This is a genomic window from Clostridium sp. KNHs216, assembly GCF_006714885.1.
Classification (GTDB): Bacteria; Bacillota; Clostridia; order Oscillospirales; family Acutalibacteraceae; genus Caproiciproducens.
In genome coordinates this window covers 137069-162480 of record NZ_VFMF01000001.1, presented here as the reverse complement: position 1 = coordinate 162480, position 25412 = coordinate 137069, and the positions used below count along the sequence as shown (strand labels likewise).

General features: G+C 50.1%; 29 protein-coding genes and 1 tRNA gene. 9 read left to right on the top strand and 21 right to left on the bottom strand.

Annotation, left to right across the window (positions count from 1 at the left end):
* Positions 1-51: 51 nt before the first annotated feature.
* Together rpmE and LY85_RS00795 are read right to left on the bottom strand one after the other, a co-directional pair.
* Positions 52-255: a 50S ribosomal protein L31 gene (gene rpmE, locus LY85_RS00800; protein WP_038323919.1), complete on the bottom strand. Its 204-nt coding sequence runs from the start codon at positions 253-255 to the stop codon at positions 52-54.
* A 102-nt stretch (positions 256-357) separates the two neighbouring features.
* Positions 358-1149: a M15 family metallopeptidase gene (locus LY85_RS00795; protein ID WP_185741063.1), complete on the bottom strand. Its 792-nt coding sequence runs from the start codon at positions 1147-1149 to the stop codon at positions 358-360.
* Between the two features lie 280 nt (positions 1150-1429).
* Between LY85_RS00795 and pyk the strand changes: the two genes are divergently transcribed.
* Entirely contained in the window at positions 1430-3187 is a 1758-nt protein-coding gene (gene pyk / locus LY85_RS00790; RefSeq protein WP_038323916.1) for a pyruvate kinase, read from the top strand.
* A gap of 109 nt (positions 3188-3296) precedes the next feature.
* Here pyk and LY85_RS00785 read toward each other — a convergent pair whose 3' ends face one another.
* Genes LY85_RS00785 through LY85_RS00755 form a run of 7 tightly spaced genes read right to left on the bottom strand, consistent with a single transcriptional unit; the run spans position 3297 to position 9302 of the window.
* Entirely contained in the window at positions 3297-4307 is a 1011-nt protein-coding gene (locus LY85_RS00785; RefSeq protein WP_141825106.1) for a hypothetical protein, read from the bottom strand.
* 36 nt (positions 4308-4343) lie between these two features.
* The gene (locus LY85_RS00780; protein ID WP_141825105.1) at positions 4344-5756 is read right to left on the bottom strand and encodes an aminopeptidase; all 1413 of its coding nucleotides are present in this window, start codon (positions 5754-5756) and stop codon (positions 4344-4346) included.
* Entirely contained in the window at positions 5749-6348 is a 600-nt protein-coding gene (locus LY85_RS00775) for a lytic transglycosylase domain-containing protein (RefSeq protein WP_141825104.1), read from the bottom strand. The genes LY85_RS00780 and LY85_RS00775 overlap by 8 nt, the downstream gene beginning before the upstream one ends.
* Positions 6345-6950 carry a dephospho-CoA kinase gene (gene coaE, locus LY85_RS00770; RefSeq protein WP_185741062.1) on the bottom strand — a complete coding sequence of 202 codons (606 nt, stop codon included), beginning with the start codon at positions 6948-6950 and terminating at the stop codon, positions 6345-6347. The genes LY85_RS00775 and coaE overlap by 4 nt, the downstream gene beginning before the upstream one ends.
* Entirely contained in the window at positions 6943-7965 is a 1023-nt protein-coding gene (locus tag LY85_RS00765) for an L-threonylcarbamoyladenylate synthase (protein ID WP_141825102.1), read from the bottom strand. The genes coaE and LY85_RS00765 overlap by 8 nt, the downstream gene beginning before the upstream one ends.
* A 4-nt stretch (positions 7966-7969) precedes the next feature.
* Complete coding sequence (gene prfA / locus LY85_RS00760) at positions 7970-9064, bottom strand: peptide chain release factor 1 (RefSeq protein WP_141825101.1); 1095 nt, start codon at positions 9062-9064, stop codon at positions 7970-7972.
* Positions 9065-9104: 40 nt separating this feature from the next.
* Positions 9105-9302, bottom strand: coding sequence for a DUF951 domain-containing protein (locus LY85_RS00755; RefSeq protein WP_038323909.1), 198 nt, complete (start codon positions 9300-9302; stop codon positions 9105-9107).
* A gap of 163 nt (positions 9303-9465) precedes the next feature.
* Here LY85_RS00755 and LY85_RS00750 point away from each other — a divergent pair, with 163 nt between their 5' ends.
* Positions 9466-10446: a biotin--[acetyl-CoA-carboxylase] ligase gene (locus LY85_RS00750; RefSeq protein WP_141825100.1), complete on the top strand. Its 981-nt coding sequence runs from the start codon at positions 9466-9468 to the stop codon at positions 10444-10446.
* Between the two features lie 65 nt (positions 10447-10511).
* Here LY85_RS00750 and LY85_RS00745 read toward each other — a convergent pair whose 3' ends face one another.
* The 6 genes from LY85_RS00745 to LY85_RS00720 all read right to left on the bottom strand — a co-directional run bounded on the left by LY85_RS00745 (position 10512) and on the right by LY85_RS00720 (position 17559).
* Complete coding sequence (locus LY85_RS00745; protein ID WP_243122440.1) at positions 10512-11396, bottom strand: C39 family peptidase; 885 nt, start codon at positions 11394-11396, stop codon at positions 10512-10514.
* Between the two features lie 422 nt (positions 11397-11818).
* A complete protein-coding gene (locus LY85_RS00740; RefSeq protein ID WP_141825099.1) occupies positions 11819-12736 on the bottom strand; it encodes a hypothetical protein in 918 nt (305 codons plus the stop codon).
* On the bottom strand, positions 12675-13217 hold the full coding sequence (locus LY85_RS00735) for an RNA polymerase sigma factor (protein WP_141825098.1): 543 nt from the start codon (positions 13215-13217) through the stop codon (positions 12675-12677). The genes LY85_RS00740 and LY85_RS00735 overlap by 62 nt, the downstream gene beginning before the upstream one ends.
* Positions 13218-13504: 287 nt before the next feature.
* The gene (locus LY85_RS00730; RefSeq protein ID WP_141825097.1) at positions 13505-15190 is read right to left on the bottom strand and encodes a glutamine--tRNA ligase/YqeY domain fusion protein; all 1686 of its coding nucleotides are present in this window, start codon (positions 15188-15190) and stop codon (positions 13505-13507) included.
* Between the two features lie 15 nt (positions 15191-15205).
* Positions 15206-16675, bottom strand: coding sequence for a glutamate--tRNA ligase (gltX, locus tag LY85_RS00725; protein WP_141825096.1), 1470 nt, complete (start codon positions 16673-16675; stop codon positions 15206-15208).
* Positions 16676-16752: 77 nt separating this feature from the next.
* Positions 16753-17559, bottom strand: a complete 807-nt coding sequence (locus LY85_RS00720; RefSeq protein WP_141825095.1) for a M15 family metallopeptidase — start codon at positions 17557-17559, stop codon at positions 16753-16755.
* 132 nt (positions 17560-17691) lie between these two features.
* On the opposite strand from LY85_RS00720, the gene LY85_RS00715 reads away from it, so the two are divergent.
* From LY85_RS00715 to LY85_RS19130, 6 genes are all read left to right on the top strand, one after another.
* Positions 17692-18309, top strand: a complete 618-nt coding sequence (locus LY85_RS00715) for a superoxide dismutase (RefSeq protein WP_141825094.1) — start codon at positions 17692-17694, stop codon at positions 18307-18309.
* 6 nt (positions 18310-18315) lie between these two features.
* Positions 18316-18528: a DUF6774 domain-containing protein gene (locus LY85_RS00710; protein ID WP_141397594.1), complete on the top strand. Its 213-nt coding sequence runs from the start codon at positions 18316-18318 to the stop codon at positions 18526-18528.
* A 40-nt stretch (positions 18529-18568) separates the two neighbouring features.
* Entirely contained in the window at positions 18569-18754 is a 186-nt protein-coding gene (locus LY85_RS00705) for a hypothetical protein (protein WP_038323904.1), read from the top strand.
* 177 nt (positions 18755-18931) lie between these two features.
* Positions 18932-19007: transfer RNA gene (locus tag LY85_RS00700), tRNA-Pro, on the top strand.
* 107 nt (positions 19008-19114) lie between these two features.
* Positions 19115-19681: a class I SAM-dependent methyltransferase gene (locus LY85_RS00695; RefSeq protein ID WP_141825093.1), complete on the top strand. Its 567-nt coding sequence runs from the start codon at positions 19115-19117 to the stop codon at positions 19679-19681.
* A gap of 297 nt (positions 19682-19978) precedes the next feature.
* Positions 19979-20128, top strand: coding sequence for a hypothetical protein (locus tag LY85_RS19130; RefSeq protein WP_185741061.1), 150 nt, complete (start codon positions 19979-19981; stop codon positions 20126-20128).
* Here LY85_RS19130 and LY85_RS19125 read toward each other — a convergent pair whose 3' ends face one another.
* From LY85_RS19125 to LY85_RS00685, 3 genes are all read right to left on the bottom strand, one after another.
* The gene (locus tag LY85_RS19125) at positions 20129-20302 is read right to left on the bottom strand and encodes a hypothetical protein (RefSeq protein ID WP_185741060.1); all 174 of its coding nucleotides are present in this window, start codon (positions 20300-20302) and stop codon (positions 20129-20131) included.
* A gap of 482 nt (positions 20303-20784) precedes the next feature.
* A complete protein-coding gene (locus LY85_RS00690) occupies positions 20785-21147 on the bottom strand; it encodes a VOC family protein (protein WP_141825092.1) in 363 nt (120 codons plus the stop codon).
* A gap of 95 nt (positions 21148-21242) precedes the next feature.
* On the bottom strand, positions 21243-21842 hold the full coding sequence (locus tag LY85_RS00685) for a hypothetical protein (RefSeq protein WP_185741059.1): 600 nt from the start codon (positions 21840-21842) through the stop codon (positions 21243-21245).
* 408 nt (positions 21843-22250) lie between these two features.
* Between LY85_RS00685 and LY85_RS00680 the strand changes: the two genes are divergently transcribed.
* A complete protein-coding gene (locus LY85_RS00680) occupies positions 22251-22544 on the top strand; it encodes a hypothetical protein (RefSeq protein WP_243122439.1) in 294 nt (97 codons plus the stop codon).
* Positions 22545-23189: 645 nt separating this feature from the next.
* Here LY85_RS00680 and LY85_RS00670 read toward each other — a convergent pair.
* The 3 genes from LY85_RS00670 to LY85_RS00660 form a co-directional block, all read right to left on the bottom strand.
* Positions 23190-23447, bottom strand: a complete 258-nt coding sequence (locus tag LY85_RS00670) for an HPr family phosphocarrier protein (RefSeq protein WP_141825089.1) — start codon at positions 23445-23447, stop codon at positions 23190-23192.
* Between the two features lie 93 nt (positions 23448-23540).
* A complete protein-coding gene (locus LY85_RS00665; RefSeq protein WP_141825088.1) occupies positions 23541-24275 on the bottom strand; it encodes a KDGP aldolase in 735 nt (244 codons plus the stop codon).
* A 1-nt stretch (position 24276) separates the two neighbouring features.
* Complete coding sequence (locus LY85_RS00660) at positions 24277-25392, bottom strand: DgaE family pyridoxal phosphate-dependent ammonia lyase (RefSeq protein WP_141825087.1); 1116 nt, start codon at positions 25390-25392, stop codon at positions 24277-24279.
* Between the last annotated feature and the right edge of the window lie 20 nt (positions 25393-25412).

The window sequence follows — 25412 nt, the reverse complement described above, 5'->3', positions numbered from 1 at the left end:
CGCAGAAAGCCTGCGCCGCCTAAGCTAATCCAAGAAAACTCAATCTGTCAATTACTTGCCCATACCGTAACGCTTCTTAAACATATCAACACGTCCGCTTGTATCAACAAGCTTTTGCTTACCTGTAAAGAACGGGTGGCACTTGGAGCATATTTCAACGCGGATGTTTTCCTTCGTGGATTTTGTGTTTATAACATTCCCGCATGCGCATGTGATCGTAGTTTCTTTATACTTGGGATGTATATTTTCCTTCATTACCTGTCACCTCTTTCAACCAAACTGCAACTTAACATTTGAATTTTACCATAGAGATTCCCAAATTGCAAGTAAAAAATCATATTTCAGGAATATTTCTGCTTATTTCGGACTTTGCTTGCGGATATACGCCTCAAATTCTTCCAGGCACATGGAATATTCCCGCATCTTTACGGCGTTGCCGCCGCCGACATACCGAAAATGACGCGGGTTGGACGCCACACCGGTGATCGCGGCCTTTGCTTCGGTGTACCGCAGCACGAAACCGTACTGCACGCTGTTCTTGACAAGCCATTTATACTGCGGGGTAGCGGAAAAATCAGTACCCGCGGCCTCGCCCTCCGCCGCAAACTCCACCGCCATGCCGGTCTGATTTTCATTGTACCCTCCGCGCCCTACGGTATTCTGCACCTGGTTCTCCGCCCTCACCTGCGTAAATCCCTGATTCTTCACCAGATCCTGTACGGCGGCGGCGAAGAGCTTGTCCTGCTCCTTCGCGTTCACATAGCCCCTTGTCAGCTTCAGGGGACATCCCGCGGACTTCGCATCGTCCATCATTTTCCGGAGAGCGGGAAGGATTCTGGCATCGACGGTGATTCCCTCCAACTGATCTGACTGAACCTGAAAATCGGACTTGAGCGGGGTGGACGCGTTTACCACCACCAGATTATAGGAATCGTCGTAGACAGGCAGCGCCCCGCTTTTGGAAGAGGCTTCTTCGGCCATGCTGGAAACCGAAGCGGAAGCCGGTTTCGTAAACGGATTCTTGAGCTGGACCCACACCAGAATGGCCCCCGAGGCAACCGAAATACAGACGATAACCGCAATGACGGTCATAATGATTTTTATTTTTCGCACCTGATCGGCATTGCGCCAGCCAGTGCGGCTTTTCACTATCTTTTCTCCGCGTCTGCGCAATGAGCCGCCCCCTTTCCTACGGTTCGTTTTACCGCAATCCGTCAAACCGATTTTCCTTTGCGCAGGGGAAATCGGCAGCCTTCTTATCATGATATCATTGTATAACTTAAATCAAATAATTTCAACCGCTTTCTCAATTTCAGGCTTGTATACAATATCTGACAATTCATTTGATTTATGGTGATAAATATAATATCATATACACTGGGTAAAATTTTTGATTTCTATTTTTACGTTAGGATTGGAGTCTTAGAACATGAGAAAAACCAAAATCATATGTACTCTCGGCCCTGCGACAGATAATATCGACGTACTGCGGCAGCTGATGCTCGCCGGCATGGATGTCGCCCGACTGAACTTCTCCCATCAGACCTCTGCGGAGCAGAAAGTGCGCGCGGACGCCGTAAAAAAGCTGCGCAGCGAACTCAAGATTCCCGTCGCGCTTCTGCTCGACACCAAAGGGCCTGAAATCCGTGTCAGGGACTTTAATCAGCCGAAAATCACACTGAAAACCGGGGAAAACTTTACGCTGACCAGCCGGGATATTGTCGGTGACGAAACCATTGCTTCCATCACGTTCGCGCGTCTTCCGCTGGAGGTTTCCACCGGGGCCAGAATTCTGATCGACGACGGCCTGATCGAACTGAAAGTACTTTCCTGCACCGAAACCGACATCCACTGCAGCGTCGTCAACGGCGGGACCATTTCGGCCCATAAGGGAATCAACGTACCGGGCATCAATCTTTCCCTTCCGTTTATCAGCGAAAAGGACAAGGAAGATATTGCTTTCGCCGTGCGGGAGGACTTTGACTTTATTGCCGCTTCCTTTACGCGCAGCGCAAAAGACATTATCGAGCTGAGAACGGAACTGGAGAAACATAACTGCCATAAAATCCGTATCATTGCCAAAATTGAAAATTCCGACGGTGTGGAAAATATTGACGACATTATCCGGGTATCGGACGGCATCATGGTCGCCAGAGGCGACCTCGGCGTAGAGATTCCGCTTCAGGAAATCCCCGTCATCCAGAAAAAGCTGATCAAAAAGGCTTATAATGCCGGCCTGCAGGTCATTACGGCGACCCAGATGCTGGATTCCATGATCAAGAATCCGCGTCCGACGCGTGCGGAAGCTACCGACGTCGCAAACGCCATTTACGACGGAACCAGCGCCATCATGCTCTCCGGCGAAACCGCCGCGGGGAACTACCCGATTCAGTCTTTAAAAACCATGGCGACCATTGCGGAGCGCACCGAACGCGATATTGATTACAAGGGCCGTTTTGAAAAACGCGATTTCACCGAACAGCCCAACGTTACTTCCGCAATCTCCCACGCAACCTGTACAACCGCCCAGGACCTCGGCGCGGTCGCGATTATGACCGTGACGAAATCCGGCAGAACCGCCCGCATGATTTCCAAGTACCGTCCGGAATGCCCGATCATCAGCGGGACCACGGACCCTACCGTCCAGCGCCAGATGAATCTTTCCTGGGGCGTTGTGCCGATTATGATGGATGAAAAAGACAACACCGACGAGCTGTTCGACCACGTAGTCGACGTTGCCCGCAATCAGGGCCTTGTCAAAAACGGAGACCTCGCGGTGATTACCGCCGGTGTGCCGCTCGGCGTTTCCGGCACCACCAATCTTCTGAAGGTCCAGCTGGTCGGCGACGTGCTGGTATCCGGCATCGGCGTTACCAAAGGCGCTGTCTGCGGCAATCTGTGCGTCTGTGCCGACGAGGACGAAGCTCTGAAAAATTTTAAGGACGGTGACATCCTCGTCATTCCGCAGACCAGCAACAAAATTCTCCGTATCATAAAAAGCGCGGCGGGGATCATCACCGAATTCGGCGGAATGAACTCGCACGCGGCGATTGTCGGGCTGACACTGGACAAGCCGGTGATCGTCGCTGCGGAAAACGCGGTGCAGATTTTAAAGAGCGGCACGACGGTCACGCTGGACGCGTCCCGCGGCATTGTGTTCAGCGGAATTGAAAAATGTACGCTGTAAGCCATCCGTTCAGCCTCAAAAAAGCCTGAGATTTTATATTTGAAAGATACAAAAACAGCCTGACCTGTGTTTTCCCCACAGTGTCAGGCTGTTTTATTCTTGTAAGGTCTCAATCGCCAGAGAGATAATCCGCAAAGCTGATTTTTTCAACGGAATCGCTGTAATACTTAGGGCTGATATCAATCGATTTCAGATATGCCTGTAAATTCTTTTTGAGCAGAGTTTCATAATCTTCCCCGGAATACCGGGAAATCATCTTTTCCGCAACGTCGTGATGCGTTCCGCAGAACTCCCTGATGGACGGCGCCCAGTAGCTTCCGTCCTTCGCCTGCGTATACGCCGTGCAGTCAGAAATTTTTCCGTCGCTGCCGACGGTTCCCGTAATTGCGGCGGGAATCACCGCTCCGCCCGTATTCGTCACAGTATCGCCAAGCACCTGAAAATCCTTAACCAGTACCGTGGCAAAAACAGTTACCGTCGTCCCCTGCGTCTCGCTCCCGTAAAGGACGGGAGCGGCAATGGTGACAGTATCATCTTTTTGAGAAGCGTACCGGTCCATAGCCGCTGTATAAACAAAATCAAGATTGCGGTCGTTCGTTGTTTCCCAATATTCCTTTTTGGGCAGAGAGGCCGGCTCATAGGGATCCAGCTTTTCGTACCATTCCTGCGCCGTTTGGAAGCTGCCCTCCGGCACATTGTTTCTATCGCCAAGCAAATCGACGCAGATCGCTTTCATGATCTCGCCCCGAAGCCCATCCGATCTGCCGCTTTTGAATTCTGCGAGCAGATAGGTAAGCGCCGTATCCCCCTGTTTGAGAATATTTTCATACTCCTGCCGATGCGCGCTGATATAGTCGTTCGGTGCGGAGCCGGACAAGGGAGAGGACAGGATCGTTTCAAGGTCCGCTTTGATGCTTTCCTGTGCGGCGGACCGGGAGGAAAACGAATCCTCTTCCCCGGTTTTCCCCTCTGAAACAGCCGGAAGACTTTCCGCAGTGGAAGCCGGTTTTTCCGGAGAACCCGAGCGGCAGGCCGCAAGGATGCCCGCACAGGCCGTCAGCGCCAGCAAGGCGCAAAAAACAGCCGTGCTTTTTCTAAGCGGCGATAAAAGCGGGTTCATGTCAGCCCCTCCTGTCTCCGGATAACGATGTTTTTTTCAGCTTGCCTCGTAAAAAGCCTTGATTCCCTTATAGGTCATATAGACGTCCAGTTTCGCTACAATCTCAAACGGAGAATGCATCGAAAGAACCGGAACGCCGACGTCGAGAACATCCACATTCAGATTGGCAATGTATAACGCAACGGTTCCGCCGCCGCCGCCGTCCACCTTGCCCAGCTCGCCGATCTGCCACAGCACGTCGTTCTGCTCAAAAATGTTTCTGACCTCGGCGACGAATTCCGCAGACGCCTCGCTGGAGCCGCTCTTTCCCCTGGAACCGGTGTATTTGGCCATACCGACACCGTCGTTGATATAGCAGGAATTGGTCGGCTCGTACGCGCTGGCGTAGTTCGGGTCATACGCAGCCGTCACATCGGCGGAAAGGCATTTGGATTTACTCAAAACATGCCTTGCTTCCAGCCCCTCGGCATGAGCCAGATCGGAAATGAAATAGTGCATAAACTGGGAGTTCAGGCCGGTGTTTCCGTCGCTGCCGATTTCCTCCTTGTCGGCCAGAACCGTAAGGATGGTGCTGTCGGGTGTTCCGGCCTGCAGAGCGGCCATCAGAGCCGGATAAGCGCAGACCCTGTCGTCGTGGCCGTAAGCGCCGATCATGCTGCGGTCGAAACCGATATCGGAAGCTTTGAACGCCGGTACGAATTCAATATCCGCGGAAACGAAATCCTCCTCGGTCATCCCGTATTTGTCGTGAATCAGTTTCATAATGTTCAGCTTTACCAGATTTTCACCTTCGTCGGCCCGGACGGGACGGCTGCCGGAAACGATGTTCAGGTTTTCGCCCTCGATCGCTTTGGAAAGCTTCTTCTCCATCTGTTCGGCACTGAGGTGCGGAAGCAGATCGGTTATACAGAACTGCGGTTCGCCCGGCTCCTCGCCGATACGGATTTCCACGGAAACGCCGTCCTTGCGTACGGCAAGGCCGTGCATGGAGAGAGGAATGGCAGTCCACTGATATTTTTTGATTCCGCCGTAATAATGGGATTTGAAGAAAGCAATGTCGTCTTTTTCATAAAGCGGATGGGGCTTCAGATCGAGCCTTGGCGAATCGATATGGGCGGCGGCGATGCGTACGCCGTTTTTACAGCCGTTTTTGCCGATCACCGCAAGGATCACGGCCTTTCCGCGGTTGTTATAATAAACCTTATCTCCCGCCTGATATTTTTTCTGAGGGTCAAAGGGCACAAATCCGGCCTTTTCAGCCGCCTTCAACGCAAAAACGGTCACTTCGCGCTCTGTTTTCGCAAGATCCAAAAACTTTTTGTAATCCTCGCAGAAATCATCGGCTTTTTTAACCGTCTCATCCTCCATTTGAAAATAGCCGTTTTTCCGGTTGAGCAAAAGCTCCTCCGTCAGCTTTTTCAATTCGTCTTTTTCATATTTCTTAGCCATCGATTGTTTCTCCTTTGCTGTTAAATTGATATAGTTTTTTATAATTCGCATAATTCTTTAAGACGGCGTCCACATAATTTCTCGTTTCCTCATAGGGGATGCTGTCAAGCACGGCGCCGTCTTTGGAAATATCCGGATTTTTCAGCCATGTGTTTACCGTACCCATTCCGGCATTGTACGCGCTCAGAGCGGTCGCCTTCTCGCTGTACCTCTCAGACAGAAGGGCCAGAAGCTTGCAGCCGTAACGAATGTTGATGTCCGGCGCGTAAAGGTCCTCTTCCTCGTATTTCGTATCGCTTTTCAGCTTGGTCTGCACCCACTCAAAGGTATCCGGCGTCATCTGCATCAGGCCGACGGCCCCGGCGTGCGACCGGGCGTTCGGGTCAAAATTGCTCTCCGCCTTGATCACGGAATAAACCAGCGCAGGGTCAAGCCGGTTAGCTGTCGCCTCTTTCGCCACAAGCTGTGTATATTGAAGGGGATACGCCCTTTTCATGAAAAAAGTATACCCCCGATTCAAGGCAAAATAACCGATCAGCAACAAAATAACGGCCGCGGCGCAGGCCAGAAGAATTCTTTTAAAATGTTTCATGCATAATCTCCGATAATTTTCTCCAAAAGCTGATTCACTCTTTCCTGGATATCGTCGTCACTCATGGTGCCGGTAAGCTGATACCGTGCGCGGGAGCTGTAATACGCGTCGTCCTGCTGCATGCTCATCCGTGCTCTGGCCAGCTCCGGCGTGATGGAGTCGCGGTTTACAATGCGGTAAAGCCGAACTTCGGCGGGCGCGGTGACGGCCACAGAGGTCGTGCAGAGCGAATCGGATCCGCTTTCAAAAAGGAGAGGAGCGTCCAGAATAATCGCCTTCGCCGTTTGTTGCCGATATTCGGCGATCTTACGGATCACTTCCTCCTTGATCAGCGGATGGGTAATCGCATTCAGCCGCTCTGTGCTTCTTTGATCGGCAAAGGCGCGCTGCGCCAGCAGAGTGCGGTTGAGCCGGTTGTCTTCCCCGACAATATCATTCCCAAATTCGGCTTTTAAAGCCGCAAGGCATTTTTCGTCCGCAATGGTTTCGCGGGCAATCCGGTCCGCGTCCACAATCAGGCAGCCCGCCTTCTGAAAGGCGGCGGCCACGGTCGATTTTCCGGCGCCCGTCGGGCCGGTCAGTCCGATTACCAGATCAGTCAAGATGCAGCACCTCAAATCCAGCCGCGCGGATCAGCCGGTTATAAACGGCAAGACCCACGCCTTTCGGTTCCGGGCAGCGTGCGTAAACGGTTTTCGCATGAATTTCGTCAAGGCGGCGCAGCGCATCGAAAAGCTCCCGCGCCTGCTCGCCGTAATCGTCTTCCCCGCCGTAGCAGACGGTCGGAACCGTCAGCTCCGCGTCCTCCCCGCTGTAGCAGAGGGCCGCGGTACCGTCGCCGCCGTGGCTGTTTACATAATTTCTATATGCGTCAAAACTGCCGTCAATGATAATTACGTTCGCTTTCGGCGAATAATGCTTATACTTCATGCCGGGAGAAGAAGCGCGAACGCCTTCCTTCAGCGGATGCAGCACCGCGCTGTCCATTTCCACCGTTCCCAGAACACTGCGGAGCTGCTCCAGCGTAATCCCGCCCGGCCTTAACAGGCGCGGAGGATCGCAAGCCAGGGTAACGACCGTCGATTCTACCCCGACCCCGCAGGGCCCGCCGTCCACCACCGCCTCTATTTTCCCGTCCAGATCGTTCAGGACATGCTCGGCGGCCGTAGGGCTGGGATGCCCGGAAAGGTTGGCGGACGGCGCGGCAAGCGGAATCCCCGCGGCATCGATCAGCGCCCTGGCGGCGGGATGGGACGGAAAACGGATGGCGACCGTGTCGAGTCCGGCGCTCACCTCGTCCGGAATTTTATCCGACTTCGGCAGAATGATCGTCATCGGACCGGGCCAGTATGCCTTTGCCAGCTTTTCGGCTTCGGGCGTTACTTCCCGAACCAGCTGACTAATCTGGTCAAAATCAGAAATATGTACAATTAAAGGGTTATCCATGGGCCTGCCCTTCGCGGCAAAAATACCGGCGACGGCTTTTCCGTCCAGCGCGTTGGCGGCAAGCCCGTAAACCGTTTCCGTCGGGATACCGACCAGACCGCCGTCCCTGAGAATTTGAGCGGCGGTAAGGATGTCTTCCCGGTTGTTTGCGTTCAGCCTTAGGGTCTGCATTGTTTTATTCTCTCTCTTCCGATTGGTTGTCTATGGTGTTTTGGAGCTTTGCGGCTCTGTCCGCCGTAATCAAAGCGTCTATAATTTCATCGAGACTTCCATTTAAGATATCGTCCAGGCGGTAAATGGTCAGACCGATCCGATGGTCGGTCATCCGCCCCTGCGGATAATTGTAGGTGCGTATCCGCTCGGAACGGTCGCCGGTTCCCACCTGTGACCGGCGTTCGGAGGCTATTTTTTCGTCGTGCTCCCGCAGCTTCGCCTCATACAGCCTGGAACGCAGCACTTTCATTGCCTTGTCTTTATTTTTGTACTGGCTCCGCTCATCCTGACATTCCACCACCGTGCCGGTAGGCAGATGGGTGATCCGGATTGCGGAGGAGGTTTTATTGATGTGCTGTCCGCCCGCTCCGCTGGAACGGTAGGTGTCGATCTGCAAATCCTTCGGATTGATCTCGAGTTCCACTTCGTCGGCTTCCGGCAGAACGGCGACCGTAGCGGTGGAGGTATGCACCCTGCCCTGCGTCTCTGTTTCCGGCACGCGCTGCACGCGGTGCACGCCGCTTTCATATTTCAGGCGGGAATACGCCCCGTCGCCGGTAATCATAAAGCTGATTTCCTTAAACCCGCCCAGCTCCGTTTCGCTGACGTTCAGAATTTCCGTTTTCCAGCCCTTCGTTTCCGCGTACATGCTGTACATACGGTACAGGACGGCTGAAAAAAGGGCGGCTTCCTCGCCGCCGGCGCCGCCCCGGATTTCAACGATAACGTTTCGGTCGTCATTGGGGTCGCGCGGCAGAAGCAGGATTTTCAGCTCCTCGGAACACCGCTCGATGTCCGATTTCGCGGTCTGAAATTCCTCGTCCGCCATCTCCTTCAGGTCTTTATCGAGGCTGCCGTCCTCCAGCAGCTCGCGCGCTTCCGTCATAGAGCGGACGGCCTTTTGGTATTCCCCGTATTTTTCGACGATGGGCGTGATATTTTTATGCTCCTTCATCAGTTCGGTATACTGGGCCTGATTGGATAAAACCGAAGGGTCGTAGAGCTTCTGATTTAACTCCTCATACCGTTTTTCAAAGACTTCCAGATTTTCAAACATAGTCATTCTCCTTCATTTATTCTGTTGATAAATAAAGGAGCTACAATTCGTGCTGCGGTTCTTCCCTGATAATCTTTTTAATGTTCTTTTCGCATTTCAGCCTGGGAACCATGATTTCATGCCCGCAGGAGGTACAGCGAATTTTAAAATCCATGCCGGAACGAAGAACAAGAAAGGTTTTACTCCCGCATGGATGCGCTTTTTTCATCTGTAAAATATCACCCGGCCTGACATCCATGTTAAGCACCCCGCTTTCCTCAATTTACTTTCTTTAGAAAACATATAATATAGTATATCACTAAATCCGCTGAACCTACAATATATTTTTCATATTTGCTTGCCCGCGTATAGGGAAAAAGGGTATAATCTGCTTATGATTATGAAATAAAGGCCGTGATCGCATGTCTACGAAGGACGAAATATTAAAGTATCTGCAAAAGCATAACGACTATGTTTCGGGCGAGGAGCTCAGCGAACAGCTGATGGTCTCCCGCACCGCCGTCTGGAAGCACGTCAACACCCTGAGAAGCGCTGGCTATGAAATCGAATCCGTTACAAACCGCGGCTACCGCCTAATTTCCTCCCCCGATCAGATTACGCCGGAGCTCATTCTTTCGGGCCTGAAAACAAAAACACTCGGGAAAACCGTTTTCAGCTTCGACAGCATCGATTCCACCAACGCACAGGCAAAACGCCAGGCCCTTTCCGGCGCTCCGAATGGCAGTCTGTTTATCGCAGAGCGGCAGACCGGCGGCAAGGGCCGCCTTGGACGAGCCTGGGAATCCCCTTCCGGAACGGGGCTGTGGTTTTCCGTGCTCCTGCGGCCGGACAGCCTGCCTGTACAGGTAACGGGCATTACGCTCTTAGCCGGACTCGCCGTCTGCCGGGCAATCCGCAAGCAGACAAAGGCCCCGGCCATGATCAAATGGCCGAATGATATCGTGATCGGAAGCAAAAAGGTCTGCGGCATCCTGACGGAAATGGCCGCGGAAATCGACCGGATCGAGTACGTCGTCGTCGGAATCGGCATCAATGTGAACATGGAAAATTTTCCCGACGAGCTGTCTGTAAAGGCAACCTCCCTGCGCATGGAATGCGGCCGGCCGGTCGCCCGCGCAGGATTGCTTCAGGAAATCCTGAAGGAATTTGAAGAAATTCTGTGCGATGATATCGACCGTCCCGAAGCGATCCTCGCGGAGTACAAAACACTCTGTGTTTCCTTAAACCGCACCGTCAGCTTTACCCGAAATGAAGAGTCCGTCACCGCGACGGCGGTGGATATCTCCTCCGCCGGGGAACTGATCGTCCGGTGTGAGGACGGAAGCCTGTTATCCGTCAACGCCGGAGAGGTCTCCGTGCAGGGAATATACGGGCAGACATAGCATCCTTCCGCCATTACGGAATTTGTCGCATAAATGACGGCCCCCGGTTTACCGGGGGCCGTCATTTATGCGGAGAACGCCCAGAGATTCCGGATCTGGGGCTTTAATGTCCCGTAGCTCCACGCCTGCTCGCTGCGGCTTTTGCTGTTAGGATCGTTCACCAGAAAATTCCCGTTTTCATATCCGTATAAAACAATAAAATGCCCTACTGTTGTGAAGTCGCCCGGGCGCAGGCTGCAGATGATCGGGTGCCCCTTTGCAAGCTCCTGGGCCAAAAGGCTTTCATCCAGAGGGATTTCCCGGGAGGAAAAGCCCAAATCCTTCGCTCCCTTGGACATCAGCGTCCAAAGTGTGCTGCCGGTTGCATCCAGATATCCGTTTTTCTCGCTGAATTCAGCAACCGCTTTGGGGTTTAGGGCGGAATCTCCCGTCAGTCCGACGGCAACCATGGAAAGACAGGTAGGGCCGCAGCCATCCAGCGCAATGATACCGTCCCCATAGGAAGCGTACCCCCAATCCTCGTCCCATTGCATCAGAAGCGGAATCCGGCCCTGCCGGTCCTTTCCAGAAAGGTCGATGTTCTTGGCCGAAGTGCCCTTTTTCTCCGGATAATCCAGCGTGAAATCGAGAAGCTCCGGGTTTCGGGTCAGCGATTCAAGAAGCCTTTCGGGGTAACGCCCCGGATTTTGCAGGATCGGTCCGGCTTTTGGGTTCTGTGCCGCCATGGCCTGCAGCGTCTCTGCCGTCTCTTCAGGGATGGTTCCCGTTTCCAGCCCGGCAGAAGGGGACTTCTGTGACAATAATTTTCCGGGAAGAACATCCTGTTCCAGCGGGATCACTCTGAAATGTATCAGAAGGGCCGCCGCTGCCAGAAGAATCAGCAGCAGCAGGAAAGAATGCTTTTTTCGCGGCCTCTTATATTGATATTCTTTTCTGTTCCGGTTGTCCAAATTGCAACTTCCCTTCTTGAACATATTTCTGTAAAAACACAATTCACCGCATTCACGGAGATGCTTCCGCGGGACTTAAATGGGGATAAGTGCCCGACTAATTAATCTATTATATCAGATGAAAATGGTTTTTGTTTTAAGAGATTTTGACAAATTTCTTACGAAAATCTTATTTTTCAAAAATCCTTTATGATCTTGGCCTTATAGCTGCCACCGGGCAGTTGACTGCGCTTGTCTGCCGGCAACTCCACGATATGGCAATCAGTTTAAGAGGCTGATAGGAATGAGACAGGCTACCGGAGAGCGATGGCTTTACGATTTTACAATCAAAAGGGTCCAGCTCTCGCTGGACCTTTTTCGACCATCCGGGCCGTCCCAAAATCGATTTGGGGCGGCCCTTTGCATATCGACCAGTCAATCAATCAATTTTCAAGCTCAGCATAGACGCTGTAGACATAAGGGTCGTTTCCGCCAGCCAGTTCGGGCAGAACTGTACGAATATTATTTTCACCATAGACTACTTTCAACTTTCCCGTTTTCAGATTCAGGCTTTTCGTCTGCTGAGACCCATCTCTAAAAGTGGCGGTTATCTTAAGGGTTGCGCCGTTAAAGATATCGATATTTTTATGGGCGGCTTCCCTAGGATCTTCCTCCCCACTGCTCAGCGTCGATTCCGGCGGCACCCAGAAGCCGAAAAGCGAATTTGCGGTCCAATTCTCGGAAAAGCTGCTGCCGAGCGCCGTCATTTGCTCGGAACACCATGTTTTTTCATCATCCGAACTGGCAAACTGAAAATCGGCTTTTAAAGTGCCGTTCGCCTCAGCGGCATAGATGGCTTTGATTTCGTCCTTTGTCAGATTCGTCAGTTTCTGATACCTGTAAAGGCCTCCGCGGTCTATTGCGATGTTGAGCGTTTTAATTTCGTCGCCGGTCACGCGGAACAGGCAGCCGGTATAGTCGCCCTTCCCGAAAACCTCGCCTCCGCCGGCGTTGGAAACGGAAAAGGCAATTTTGTTATCCTGCGGCTCAAAGGTTTTATTGATATCCGCCGCGTAAGCTACCAGTCCGAAATGATAGGCCGGGGATAAGCTGCTGCCTGCGCCCTTCTCATTACTGATTTTCTCTGCGCCCGGTTTAGAAAGGAAAAAACCGCCGCCCAGCAAAACGGCAAAGGCGCAGACTGCGCAAACTGCCATACGAAAAACAGTATGACGCTTCGGCTGGCGCCGGATATTTTCGGTGACAGGAGACGAGGTGTTACAAGCAGCACCCAAAACTTTATCTTTCAAGGAACTCGGGGCCTTGATTTTCTCCATCATATCTTTGCAACGGTTCTTCATCCAAATTACCTCCCATCATTTTTTTAAGCTTTCGCCTTCCGCGGTACAGGCGGGAACGGACAGTTGCGTCCGGGCATTGTATCAAATCTGCGATTTCCTCCGTCTTGTAGCCCTCTACATAATACAGAAGCACTACGATTCTGTACTTTGCGGGAAGTCGTCCAAGCGCTTCCCATAGCTCATAGTCACTTTCCGTTAACTCAGACGTTACTTCCGGTACTTCCTCCAGGGAAATCACCTTCCTCCTCAACCTGTTTCGCACCAGATTGTGGCAACAGTTAATCGTTACCCGCAGCAGCCACGCTTTGAGATGCTCCGAATTCCACTGGCCGACGTTTTTCTCTTTCAGCAGATGAAGAAATACATCCTGAAAAACATCCTCCGCGTCCGCCGTATTCTGCAGGCGGCAGAGTGCCAGCCGATAAACTGCATCCCCATGGGTATCGATGGCATTCCTTAGGAAGGCTTCGGTTTCCACCATGCCATATACCTCCTTCTTTTAAAAAACGCTTTCACCTATAAAACACTTGAAAGCAGTAAAACGTTTCATAAATTTAAAACATTTTTCAGTTTGTCTTGCATGCTCCCCAAATCCGTAAACTCGAGGGACTGAAATGTCTCATAAATTCGGCCGTTTTCGGGCGGTTTGCACGAAACGGTGCGCAAAAATGCGCCTTGATCTGGCCGAAAACCATTTCAAGGCGCATTCTTAAACGCTGTAAATTCTATATTTTGCTGTGCAGGCAACGAACAACTTCACCAGTCTTTTTATTTCTTTTTGAAGCTGTCTTTCAGAGATACGCAGCGGTTAAAGACCGGGTGTTCCCGCGTACTGTCGCGGTTATCCTGACAGAAATATCCCTGACGCATGAACTGATAGGAATGAACTCCTTCCGTCTGAGCGAGGGACGGTTCCACCTTACAGTTGGTCAGCACCTTGAGCGAATCCGGGTTCAGCTGGGTAAGGAAGTCCCCTGCCTCCGGGTCCGGCACGGTAAACAGGCTGTCGTACAGACGAACCTCCGCATCGGCGGCGGTTTTTGCGTCCACCCAGTGAATGGTACCCTTGATCTTTCTGCCGTCCGGCGTATTGCCGCCGCGTGTCTGCGGGTCATATTCCGCGTAAACCTCGGTGACATTGCCGTTCTCATCTTTTTTGCAACCGGTGCAGCGAACAATATACGTCGTTTTCAGCCGAACTTCATTGCCCGGGAAAAGGCGGAAGTAGCCTTTTACCGGCTCCTCCATGAAGTCTTCCTTCTCAATCCACAGCTCGCGGGAGAAGGAAACCGTCCTTGTACCGTCCTCCGGACGTTCGGGATTGTTCTCCACTTCAAATTCCTCGGTTTTATCCTCGGGATAATTTGTTACGATCAGCTTGACCGGGTTCATCACCGCCATGGTGCGCTGAGCGTTCTGGTTCAAATCTTCCCGCAGGCAGTGTTCCAAAAAGCCGTACTCCACCGTACTGTTCACCTTGGAAACGCCGATGCGTTCACAGAAATTCCGGATGGAAGCCGGCGTGTAGCCCCTGCGGCGAAGCCCGCAGAGAGTGGGCATACGGGGGTCGTCCCAGCCGCTGACATAATTGTTTTCCACCAGCAGGCGAAGCTTGCGCTTGCTCATGACGGTGTTGTTGATGCCCAGGCGGGCAAACTCGATCTGTCTGGGCTTGTCCGGAAGATCGATATGGCTGATGACCCAGTCGTAAAGCGGCCTGTGGTCTTCAAACTCCAGCGAGCACAGCGAATGGGTGATTCCCTCCAGCGCGTCCTCGATAGGGTGCGCGAAATCGTACATGGGATAAATGCACCAGGTGCTGCCGGTGCGGTGATGCGTCATATGATTGATACGGTAAATGACGGGGTCGCGCATGTTGAAATTTCCGGAGGCCAGATCAATTTTGGCCCGGAGCGTCATTTTTCCATCCTCAAATTCCCCGTTTTTCATGCGCTCAAACAGATCGAGACTTTCCTCCGCCGGTCTGTCGCGGTACGGGCTGACCGCCGGGTTTGTCAGGTCGCCCCGGTTCTCACGCATCTGCTCCGGAGTCAGTTCGCAGACATAGGCAAGGTTTTCCCGAATCAGCTTGACGGCCAATTCATACATTTTCGGAAAATAGTCGGAGGCATAGTAAAAACGGTCGTCCCAGGTGAAACCCAGCCAGCGGATGTCCTCCTGAATGGCGTCCACGTACTCCGTGTCTTCCTTGGTCGGATTGGTGTCGTCCATCCGCAAATTGCAGATGCCGCCGAACTTCTCCGCGGTACCGAAGTCGATGCAGATCGCCTTGGCGTGTCCGATGTGCAGGTATCCGTTCGGCTCGGGCGGAAAACGGGTATGGACCCTTTTCCCTTCAAACCTGCCCTGCGGAGCAATATCCTCTTCTATAAAGGTATGAATAAAATTACCGGAAGCTTCCGCTTCACCGGCAGTCGTTATTTCGTCACTCATTTTCGTTTCCGCTCCTTATGCCTGCAATTTTTCAAGACCGATATGAAGCCTGCGGATGGATTCCCGCTTGCCCAGTATGGCAAGGATTTCCATAGCTCCGCCGGGCGTAACCGTCATCCCCGCCGCCGCGATGCGCACCGGCCACAGCAGGGTCCCGTTTTTCACTTCCAGCCTCTGTGCAAGCGCAATCAGCAGATCGTGGAGTCCATCCACCGACCAGTCGTCCGTCTTCTCCAGTTCCGCAATGGACTCCTGCAGCATCTGGACCGAATTTTCAAGATTGGTCTTACTCTTCTTATTTACAAAGAAATCAACCGGGTATTCCGGCAGTTCCTTCAAAAATACGATCATCTCCGGAATTTGCATAAACTGGGTCACGCGGGGCTGTAAAATGGAAGCAAGCACCTGCCAGTTCAGTTCCGCGCTTGGGAAAACCTCTCTGAAATACGGCATGGCGTTCTCTATGAATTCCTGCTCCGACATGGCGCGGATATATTCCCCGTTAAACCAGTTCAGCTTGTCGTAATCGAACACGGCGGGCGATTTGCTGATGCCGTCGATCGAAAAATTCTCTACAAGCTCCGGAAGCGTAAACAGCTCGCGGTTTTCCTTCGGGCACCAGCCCAGAAGCGCGATATAATTGACGATGGTCTGCGGCAGATACCCTTCCCGTATCAGGTCCGCAAAGCCGGTGGAGCCGTGGCGCTTGGACAGCTTGGAAACGCTGCCGTCCTCATTTTTTCCCATAATCAGCGGAAGATGGACATAGGTAGGCACGTCCCAGCCGAAAGCCTGATAAAGCAGGTTGTACTTCGGGGTGGAAGTCAGGTACTCGCTGCCTCTGACCACATGGGTGATCTGCATAAGATGGTCATCGATGACGTTCGCGAAATTATAAGTCGGATAACCGTCGGATTTAATGAGAATCTGATCCTCCAGTTCCCTGTTTTCAATCGTGATGGAACCGTATACAGTATCGTCAAAGGTGGTGGAACCCTCTATCGGCATCTTTTGGCGGATTACATACGGCTTGCCCTCCCGAAGCAGCCGGTCGACCTCCTCTTTAGGCAGGTCGCGACAGTGGCGGTCATATCCCCCGGAGAAAGTTCCGTCCTCTTTGCTTTCATGCAGCGCGTCCAGCCGCTCCTTGGTGCAGAAGCAATAATACGCTTTTCCTTCCCTGATAAGCTGTTCCGCATACGGTTCGTAAATATCCTTGCGCTCGCTCTGCACATAAGGGCCGTACTCGCCGCCGACATCCGGTCCCTCGTCGTGCTTCAGGCCGACTTTTTCAAGCGTATTGTAGATAATATTCACAGCGCCTTCTACAAGCCTTTCCTGATCGGTATCCTCAATACGCAGTACAAAAGTGCCGCCGAGCGATTTTGCAATTAGATATTCATACAAGGCCGTACGAAGATTTCCGACATGCATAAAGCCTGTCGGGCTCGGTGCGAACCTTGTTCTTACTGTTTTTTGCTGCATTGATTGCCAGACCCCTCTCGTTGTTATGAAATTGGAAACCTGTTATTGGTTCATTATACCAAACTCGAGGGTAATATTCAATGAGAAGCAGTTTGATTTTTATTGAGATAGTCTATATATTCCTCAAGGCACAGATTCAATTCTTTCATCTTCTTCGCATGCTCCACCCCGACATAACGGAAATGCCATGCTTCGTATTTGATATGGGTGATATCCTGCTTGTCCTTTGGATAGCGAAGAATAAAGCCGTAATCCTGCGCGTGCTCCGAAAGCCAGCGGAATTCTTTGGTACCGCCGAAATCTTCAAGCACACCGTTCACATCAATGGCAAGCCCCGTGATATGCTCGCTGGTACCCGGAGGCGCAACCGATTTTGCAGCCTCGCTTACCGCGTCCTCATAGCTGATTCCCGCTTTGTAGTAAGCTTCAATTTCTTCCGAATAGAGCTTCTGCTGCTTCTCATCGTTGCGATAGCCTGAAGAAAGCCACAGGTGAATATCATCCTTTAAAGCGGCGTCGCGCATCTGGCGAAACGGTTCGACGATTCTTGAGTCCATATTCACATTGAATTCATTTACAATTTTGGATTGGAAGGTTTCCGGAAGCGTATGCTCGTAATTGACCAGAACAAGCCTCCAGTCAGCCGGCTGCTCGAACTGCTGACCGGCCGGCTGACTTGTCCGGCTTGGGCTAGGCTGTACAGCGGAAGACACCGACGCTTTGCTGCTGCTGACGGCTGTCGGCTTTGCTTCGGCTTTTTTTGCATCAATGTGTTCAAAGGCCATAACAAAAACGGCAGTCGTCGCCGCCATAAGGGCCAGTTCTACTATAACAACAGCAAATGCTGAAAGTGTTTTCCGAATTTTATTCTTTTCCTGATACATTCTTTTCCCACCTATAAAAAACGAATCATTTTTATTATAATACAAACCTCACTAAAAATGCATCCTTCTTTTTCTGTCAATTACATTTTCCCTGCGTATAATATAGTATTTGGAAAAAAGAGATGATGTTTTATGTATGACCATTATCCGTTTCAGCTCCTGCCGCTTCCCTATGCATACAATGCTCTGGAACCTTATATCGACGCCGAAACAGTAGAAATTCACCATGACAGGCATCTGAAAGCGTATGTCGACCATTTGAACGAAGCGCTGCAGCCATATCCGCAGCTGCACAATATGACCCTAGAGCAGCTTCTCATTAACTCGGACCGGCTCCCAAAATGTATTCAGACCGCAGTAATCAACAACGGCGGCGGCGTATACAACCACAATTTTTATTTTAACATCATGGGGCCTGTCAATCATGAGCCCGATGCTCAGATGCTGCGCACAATTGAAAAAGCGTTCGGCAGCTACAGCAATTTCAAGGAACAGCTAAAAGAAGCTGCTGTGAACCGCTTCGGCTCGGGTTACGCCTGGCTGGCCGCCAACCGATGCGGCGATTTGAAAATTCTATCCACCGCAAATCAGGATACCCTTCTAAAAACCGGCCTGAAACCGATCCTTCTGATTGATGTCTGGGAGCACGCATATTATTTGAAATATAAAAATCTCAGGCCTGAATATGCCGAAAACTGGTTCAATGTACTCGATTGGTTCCAAGTGGAATCCTTTTTTCAGAAAGCTTGAGCTGACATGAACAACTGTTGTGGTGAAAAACTTGTAACACTTGCTGCGGCTATTTCCATACAGATCGCTCAGTGCGTCACCAACGACGAACTGGCAGTATTAGGAGAACTCTTCACAGTCATTGGAGATCAGTTGTCCCTGCTGGCCGTTACAAATCCGTTATGCTGCCCGGACAGCAGTAAAAAAGCTCCGCCAAAACAGGAAAACGACAGCGCATGAATTCACTGCAAGTGCAGAGAATACTCTTCGGGGTGAATTTATGAAGGAAGGATTCGACCATCTTCCGCTGGAATTCAGCATGCTTTTCTCAAACGATCTGAGAGTTCAGGAATACCTGAATTCAAGGCCCGTTTCTCAGCGATATCAGGCGGAAAAATATCAATATGAGAACTACGAGAAAAATGAGTCGCCGCACAGCGTCCGGGAAAAAGAGGACGAAGAATAGTCAGGTCAGCATCAGAGCCTTTTCTGATGCTGATTTCTTTATGATTGCTGTCCTTACAGATTCGCTGTAATGACCCCATTAAATTCAGCGGAGAGATTTTTTGGCAGTTTATCGGTAAAAATAGAAGTTTTCTCTTGCAAGGCTTTGGATGTTGTGATATACTAATTAACGTTGTTTCCGGGTGTGGCGCAGTTGGTAGCGCGCTTGACTGGGGGTCAAGAGGCCGTGAGTTCAAGTCTCGCCACTCGGACCATAAAAATCCATGTGTCAGCATTTAAACTGGCACATGGATTTCTTATACCCACTGGGTAATACAATATTTATCAATTATTTTCGTCGTGTAAACAGAGGTGCATCTCAATGTATATGGGTAACTTATCTTATTGGAATGATAAATTTGAAGCGAGAGGTCAGGAATTGATGCAGCCGGAAGGCCGTTTGGTCAGTGATATGCACTTCCTTCCCAAAAGCGGAACGGTTTTGGACTTAGCCTGCGGCGACGGCCGCAACACGGTATTTTTGGCTTCCCACGGTTACAAAGTAACTGCGGTAGATTTCAGTGATATTGCTATTGAAAGATTATGCCGGTTTGCTTCGGAAAAGCAGTTAGACATCAGCGTACTGCAAAAAAATCTTTGTGCTGAAGAGTCTTATCTTAATTTCGGAGAGTTTGATTTAATCGTGATAAATCACTACCGTTTGGAAAACAATTATTACCCTATTTTGGAACGGCACTTGAAAAAAGGCGGAGTTCTATGGGTAAATGGTTTTTATGAAGTACCAAAAGGTAACCCTGATATTAAAGATAAAGATATGATTGCTCCAATAGATTTCCATGGGTTAAAAGGATCGACTTGCGAGAACAAGACAATCTATGAAATCGGTATGAGAAAATTTATAAGGTATATTTGGAGAAAGGTTTCTTAGCTTCAAACGGAATTCAATACCCTTCTGACCAGATTTGCCGGCAGTATGCAATTCTCGCTCCTCACGCTGCAGACCCATCGATTGATATCCATCTGATCTGCTGTTTCATCGAAAAGAGCCGCAGATTATGGCGCAATAGAGCACCCCTGCAGTTTATTATAAAATACCCAAACTGCAAGAGTCGTTACAGAAACATCTGGTAATTTCTGTAATCATATAATAATCGCATTTCGGCAATTAATGTTCAAGAAAAATCGGTATAATGAAAGAACATTAATTTGATTGGAGATGTAAACGATGGTAAAAGCAGAGACAAAGGTAGAAACAGCAGAAAAAATAAGGCATATGCTTCAGGAGCTGGGTTGGTCTGATGAAGTAATAAATGATTATCTTGTAAATTCTCCGGACTTGGGAGCTCAGGTTCCTACAACACCAAAACAGCAATGACTACATAGCATGAAGCTTCCAGGAAGTATATTGCCGGACAATATCTCCCATGCTTTTTCCTTTGAATTCCGCCATTGCCTGAACAGTTTTGTATAAAACAAGAAATCCAGTCCCAAAGGGGTCTTCAATGGATCGAATACGCCGGTCTAATTTTTTGATTTCTTCTTGTGTCATTTTGTTGTTACCCCCTAAAATATTTGTTTCTATTATAATTGATTTTTCGTCAATTTTCGACACATGTAACATAATGTAACAATTTATCTTTTGGTTAAAAATGGAGATATTTCTCCGACAGCCGTAAGGCAACAGCAAAACGGGCTCATCGAGTTCATGGAATCCCGATGGGCTCTGTCTTTATTTATAAAATCATCAAATCGGCATGTAATCTCGTAGTACAAGTTTCATTATTGGATTTTACCACATAGACTTATATCAGATATGTCAATTCTCTGAAATAAGCAGAGCCTGGCAAATATAATAATCCTTCTTCGAATAATGAAATGATGATTTACCACCAATTCCAATCTGAAATAGCAAATAAAAAGCCCTCCCAGACGGTAAGACTGAGAGGGCAAATTATTAAGGAAGATATTGGAAGAACCCCCCGTTGGCAAACCGGCCGACGGGGGATTTATCATTTTGCTGTACTGAAGACATCAGAGGTCATTTTCTACAAACTGAATGGAAACACCGTTAGGATCCTTCACAAAAAAGAAAGAGGCTCCCGGTACTTTTGTGGGTCCGCCGAAAGCGGCGATCTTTTTGGATTTGACCATGGCAAGCGTATCCGCAAGCGATTTCACTTCAAACCCCAAAGAGATACCCTCTTTCTCTGCGCCGATAGGTCTGCCGTTTTGCAGAAGCTCAATCTCAAAGCCGTTTTCGTCTTTTAAAAAAGCGATTTCTGTACCCGGGTCAGGTGAAAAACGCCGCGCTACAGAGAGCCCGACGACCTCCCTGTAAAATTCCACAGACTCGTCCAGTTTTTCCGTCGTAATCGTGCACCAGCAGCAGTTCATAAATTGATCCTTCCCTTCGTGTCTACTGTCGTTTTCATTATATCGTCAATAATTTCAGTATAGCATTGCAGAACTGCATTGTAAAGCTATGTAAACTACTGAAAATATTGCTCCGCCTGCTTCCTTCGTGCTCCGATCAGTTTGATCAAGGACCACATCAGCCATGCGTGAAAAACAATATCAATGATATAAAAAGTAAAATCGTCAAGCGACAGATAAAGCACAACCAATGTGTCCAGCACGACCAAAACCAAGGCGACTACAACGGGCCAGAACCTTTTCTTTGCAAGCAGGTAAAGGAGCAAATACACGGAGGCGAAAATCACAGAAAGCACGATCCCTGAGACGAAAAGAACCGTGGATGGGGCCTCTTCATTCCAAGACAAAGCAATGCCGAGAACAAGCTGAGGAACGGTCGCACTGAACGGAAAAGAGAGAGAGGCATTCATCAGAATCAGGATCAGGTTCACATAAGTAAGGCCGACAAAAGTCAGAAAAGCCCCCATTCCCGCCCTGTCGTTTGCAATGATCGGGTTCTGATCCTCCTGGGCGGAACGAAAAGCAGACAGTACGGTTTCTTCCATTGGCATTCCCGTTTCCAGATAAATGCCGTCCTGTATCAGTCCGACGGGGTAATTTTTTAAGTCAAGCCTTAGCATCATTTCGCTTCCGTCCACCTCAAACGGACAGAACATACCAACCTTCTTCACTAAAAAAGGGGAATATACAACCGGGTTCCCGTCAATACGGAGTTTGATTTTTCCTGAGATTTTACATCCTTCAAAAACAATTTCATGCTTGGTTTCATTTACAAAAATATCCCATTGGTGCATCGGCAATCACTCTTTCTTTTTCTTAAATTATACTAAATCAATTTCAGATGCACAAAGGCAATATCTGGAAGTCAGAATACCCAAAAACAAGAAAGCGCCTGCCCAAGGCAAGACGCTGTTTATTTGCTATTCGGCTGCCATTGCATCGGCTTTGGTTCTATGGACAGTCCCTCAGGGATGGTGTGGAGGTGCAGAAGTATTGAGGCTTTGTAATCTCTCTGTGAACAAGGGCATATATTGAGATTATTCCAACAGAAAAGAGGGAAAGGAATGAGCGGCACTTACAACGTTACTCTGCATACGCCAATGGGGGTCCAAAAGGGAACCGTGACCCTTGTTGACGATCACGGAACGCTAAGCGGCTCTATCCGTGCTATGGGGAGCACAAGCTTTTTCAGAAACGGGAAAGCCCTTGGAAATTCCTTTGAGTTTTCCGGAACTCTCAGCATCGGATTCTTTCAATTAAGATACCGTGCGAAAGGGACCGTAGAAGGGGATATCATCAAAGCTGTTGCCACGACCGATTCCGGAACATTCCAGATAAACGGAACACGGGCGGCATAAGAAAACGCGCGTATAAAAAGACTTCTGAAAACACTGAAAATCCAGAGTTCACAAAAACCGGCACTCCCAGCCTTAAAAGCTGAGAGTGCCGGTTTTCCCTACATTTACAAAAAGGTGAATCCGGATATTAGACAACAATCTTGGCATATTATTTTTTAAAAGCAAGGTTGGTGTATGTACTTTGACACTGAATATCATCATCGGATTTATTATCCCCTGGATAACAGCGCTGATCTTCATACGGGAAAGAAAGGTACTGTTTCTAATCGCCCCTTTTTCAGCCGCCATGGCCTTTTTGATCAACGATATCGGATTCCTTTATTACTGGAAGCTGTATCCCTTTTATTTAGACAGTCTCGCGTCACTACCGTTTACGCTGGGATTATTCTGTCTTTATCCATGTTTTGCAATTTATCTCATACGTAAATATCATTTTCCCGATCATGCCGTCTTAATCCTGTCCAGTCTTCTGCTGACTTTGGCGGAGGGCTGCGGATTCCTTTCAAAAAGAGTCTATTATCTGAACCAATGGAATATTATAGCGACTTTCCTGTCCTACTATATCGCGATTCTGGGTTCCTATCTATTTTATCGAATACTGAAGAGAAACGGATATCTATAACGGCGGGCTGCATGAACCTGCCCTTATACGTTCTCCCGGAAGAAGCGTTCCAGAGCCGCAGCCGCTTCGGCTTCATCAGGGCCTTCTACGGAAACGCGGATTTTTTCTCCCTGTTTGACCGCAAGCTGCATAACCGCGAAAAGCTTTTTTAAATCGGCGGAGCTTTTGTCTCTGCTGATCGTAACGGAAGAGCTGTATTTTTTTGCTTCCTTTGCAAGGATGCCTGCCGGACGGGCATGGATCCCCATCTCGTCCTGAACGGAATAGTAAAATTCTTTCATAGGAAATCTCCTTTTGCAGTAAAATGCTATTCATTACAAGCAGGATCCCCGGTGAAGTTACCGCCGGGGATCCTGTGCTGTCATTCTGTAAAATTACTTTACCAGTTCGGTAATGATCGTATAGAGTTTACGGACATCCTCAATTCTGGTATCCCCCGTCTCTTGATCGATGATGGAGGAATAGACATGCGGGATGATTTTCGACACCCCGGCATCCAGAACGATCTGCAGAATTTCACCGAAGTTTTCCGTGGTGATTCCTCCGGTGGGTTCCAGCCCGAAATCCGCGTCGGCACAGGCCTTCGCTACTTCCGTGAGCTCATCCCGTACCTTCAGGCCGCCCATCGGGAAATATTTCAGCGAATCCGCTCCCTGCTCCTTCGCCATGGCGATTGCCGCGGCAACCGGCGCAATCACAGGCTCCAGCTTCCCGCTCACCGGACCGGTTGAAATGCGTACGTAACCCGGCCTGCCACAGGGGGCCACCATCGCATTCAGAAAAGGCCCCTCCCCGGTCTTGCCGCGGGTAAACCCCGTGGCCGTAAAAGTCTGATTGATATGTTTGGGAATGATCTGAGAAGAAATTTCGGCTACTGCGCGCCACTGGTTCGGGTTTCCGGCGCCAAGTCCGACGGAAATATTGTTGTCCACCGCTTTTTGATAAATTTCCATATCCTTGACCGCGCTGGCAATATCGGGATAATTAGCGGACAGAATCCCCACTACCACATGGCCGTCCGCCGCTTCCAGAATCTCCCGGGCGTTGCGTACGGAATTGGTCAGGCAGTTCAGCGCGACGCGGCCTTTGTAAAATTGAACTTCGTCCATATTAATCTCCTTTGCTAAGACGTTTGATACTACTGTAGATTGTTTCCAGCTCCTGTGCAGAACGCAGCGGACGGGGATCAATAGCTATCGAGCCTAAATTTGCCTGATAATCGCGTGTATAAATGGCCGGATTCCCTTTTTTCAGCTGTTCCACAACCTCTTCGGCACTGAAGCCGAACTCTTCTCCGAACGTAATCTTGCACCGGTAAATCAGCCGTCCCGCCTCATCCTGTACAATCTGCGTACGGCATCCGGGGATGGAGCTTGTTTTTTCGGCAAACTCTTTAAGCTGATCCAGATTGACCGCAGGCTGGTGCTCGCCGGCAAGATATTCTTCCATGGCCTTGAGCAGACCCATAATATTTTCTTTACCCACCTTCATAGCCCGCCCGATTCCTTTATACTGCAGGCGCATATTAGCGGCAAGCTCTTCCGTTTTGCAGACAACCAGCCCGCTGGTGGGACCTTCGATCGCCTTAGCCCCGCTGTAGCAAACAAAATCCGCACCCAATCGGCTGTAAAGGCTTAAATCTTCCTCCGCGGCCGCGTCCACAATGCAGGGGATCCCCAGCGAATTTGCCAGCTCGATTGCCGAACGGGCATCCACCATTTCTTTCTGTACGCAGTGATGGGACTTCACGAAAAAGATCGCCAGCGTTTTTTCACTGACCGCGGAGCGGATATCGCCCAGCGTGGATTTGTTGGCGTATCCAACCTCCACCACTTTTCCGCCGCCGATTTGAATCATCTCCCCGACCGGCGCGCCGAAGTCCACATTCTGACCTTTCAGGAGAATGACCTCCCGGCGCTTTGTGTCGGGGAGACGCTCGTACAGATGCTGTACTTTCTCCAGACTGTCTCCGCAGATCAGGGAGGCGACCGAAAGCGCGATTCCCGCCGAGGCGCTGGAGGTAACACACGCATCCCGTGCGCCGACCATGGAACCGATTTTCTTTCCAGCATATTTCATCAGGTCTTCTATAACGACATAGTGGTCGGCTGCTTTGGCAATCGCCCGCCCCACTGCTTCGGAAACCGTGGACACTCCCAGAATGGTCATGCGCCCGGAAGCGTTGATCACCTCCTGCAGTCCGTTTTGGGTGTAAATATTTGCCATGATATCAGTTTCCCTTCTTT

What these genes read in the sequence shown, in the direction of transcription:
- LY85_RS00735 (WP_141825098.1), bottom strand. Translation starts at nt 13,217, where the DNA reads ATGGTGGAAACCGAAGCCTTCCTAAGGAATGCCATCGATACCCATGGG.
- LY85_RS00695 (WP_141825093.1), top strand. Translation starts at nt 19,115, where the DNA reads ATGTATATGGGTAACTTATCTTATTGGAATGATAAATTTGAAGCGAGA.
- LY85_RS00755 (WP_038323909.1), bottom strand. Translation starts at nt 9,302, where the DNA reads ATGGATGTCAGGCCGGGTGATATTTTACAGATGAAAAAAGCGCATCCA.
- LY85_RS00660 (WP_141825087.1), bottom strand. Translation starts at nt 25,392, where the DNA reads ATGGCAAATATTTACACCCAAAACGGACTGCAGGAGGTGATCAACGCT.
- LY85_RS19125 (WP_185741060.1), bottom strand. Translation starts at nt 20,302, where the DNA reads ATGACACAAGAAGAAATCAAAAAATTAGACCGGCGTATTCGATCCATT.
- LY85_RS00785 (WP_141825106.1), bottom strand. Translation starts at nt 4,307, where the DNA reads ATGAACCCGCTTTTATCGCCGCTTAGAAAAAGCACGGCTGTTTTTTGC.
- LY85_RS00710 (WP_141397594.1), top strand. Translation starts at nt 18,316, where the DNA reads ATGAACAACTGTTGTGGTGAAAAACTTGTAACACTTGCTGCGGCTATT.
- LY85_RS00730 (WP_141825097.1), bottom strand. Translation starts at nt 15,190, where the DNA reads ATGAGTGACGAAATAACGACTGCCGGTGAAGCGGAAGCTTCCGGTAAT.
- LY85_RS00715 (WP_141825094.1), top strand. Translation starts at nt 17,692, where the DNA reads ATGTATGACCATTATCCGTTTCAGCTCCTGCCGCTTCCCTATGCATAC.
- LY85_RS00775 (WP_141825104.1), bottom strand. Translation starts at nt 6,348, where the DNA reads ATGAAACATTTTAAAAGAATTCTTCTGGCCTGCGCCGCGGCCGTTATT.
- pyk (WP_038323916.1), top strand. Translation starts at nt 1,430, where the DNA reads ATGAGAAAAACCAAAATCATATGTACTCTCGGCCCTGCGACAGATAAT.
- LY85_RS00690 (WP_141825092.1), bottom strand. Translation starts at nt 21,147, where the DNA reads ATGAACTGCTGCTGGTGCACGATTACGACGGAAAAACTGGACGAGTCT.
- LY85_RS00780 (WP_141825105.1), bottom strand. Translation starts at nt 5,756, where the DNA reads ATGGCTAAGAAATATGAAAAAGACGAATTGAAAAAGCTGACGGAGGAG.
- LY85_RS00680 (WP_243122439.1), top strand. Translation starts at nt 22,251, where the DNA reads ATGAGCGGCACTTACAACGTTACTCTGCATACGCCAATGGGGGTCCAA.
- LY85_RS00705 (WP_038323904.1), top strand. Translation starts at nt 18,569, where the DNA reads ATGAAGGAAGGATTCGACCATCTTCCGCTGGAATTCAGCATGCTTTTC.
- LY85_RS00665 (WP_141825088.1), bottom strand. Translation starts at nt 24,275, where the DNA reads ATGGACGAAGTTCAATTTTACAAAGGCCGCGTCGCGCTGAACTGCCTG.
- LY85_RS00765 (WP_141825102.1), bottom strand. Translation starts at nt 7,965, where the DNA reads ATGCAGACCCTAAGGCTGAACGCAAACAACCGGGAAGACATCCTTACC.
- LY85_RS19130 (WP_185741061.1), top strand. Translation starts at nt 19,979, where the DNA reads ATGGTAAAAGCAGAGACAAAGGTAGAAACAGCAGAAAAAATAAGGCAT.
- prfA (WP_141825101.1), bottom strand. Translation starts at nt 9,064, where the DNA reads ATGTTTGAAAATCTGGAAGTCTTTGAAAAACGGTATGAGGAGTTAAAT.
- rpmE (WP_038323919.1), bottom strand. Translation starts at nt 255, where the DNA reads ATGAAGGAAAATATACATCCCAAGTATAAAGAAACTACGATCACATGC.
- LY85_RS00720 (WP_141825095.1), bottom strand. Translation starts at nt 17,559, where the DNA reads ATGTATCAGGAAAAGAATAAAATTCGGAAAACACTTTCAGCATTTGCT.
- LY85_RS00740 (WP_141825099.1), bottom strand. Translation starts at nt 12,736, where the DNA reads ATGAAGAACCGTTGCAAAGATATGATGGAGAAAATCAAGGCCCCGAGT.
- LY85_RS00750 (WP_141825100.1), top strand. Translation starts at nt 9,466, where the DNA reads ATGTCTACGAAGGACGAAATATTAAAGTATCTGCAAAAGCATAACGAC.
- gltX (WP_141825096.1), bottom strand. Translation starts at nt 16,675, where the DNA reads ATGCAGCAAAAAACAGTAAGAACAAGGTTCGCACCGAGCCCGACAGGC.
- LY85_RS00685 (WP_185741059.1), bottom strand. Translation starts at nt 21,842, where the DNA reads ATGTTCTGTCCGTTTGAGGTGGACGGAAGCGAAATGATGCTAAGGCTT.
- LY85_RS00670 (WP_141825089.1), bottom strand. Translation starts at nt 23,447, where the DNA reads ATGAAAGAATTTTACTATTCCGTTCAGGACGAGATGGGGATCCATGCC.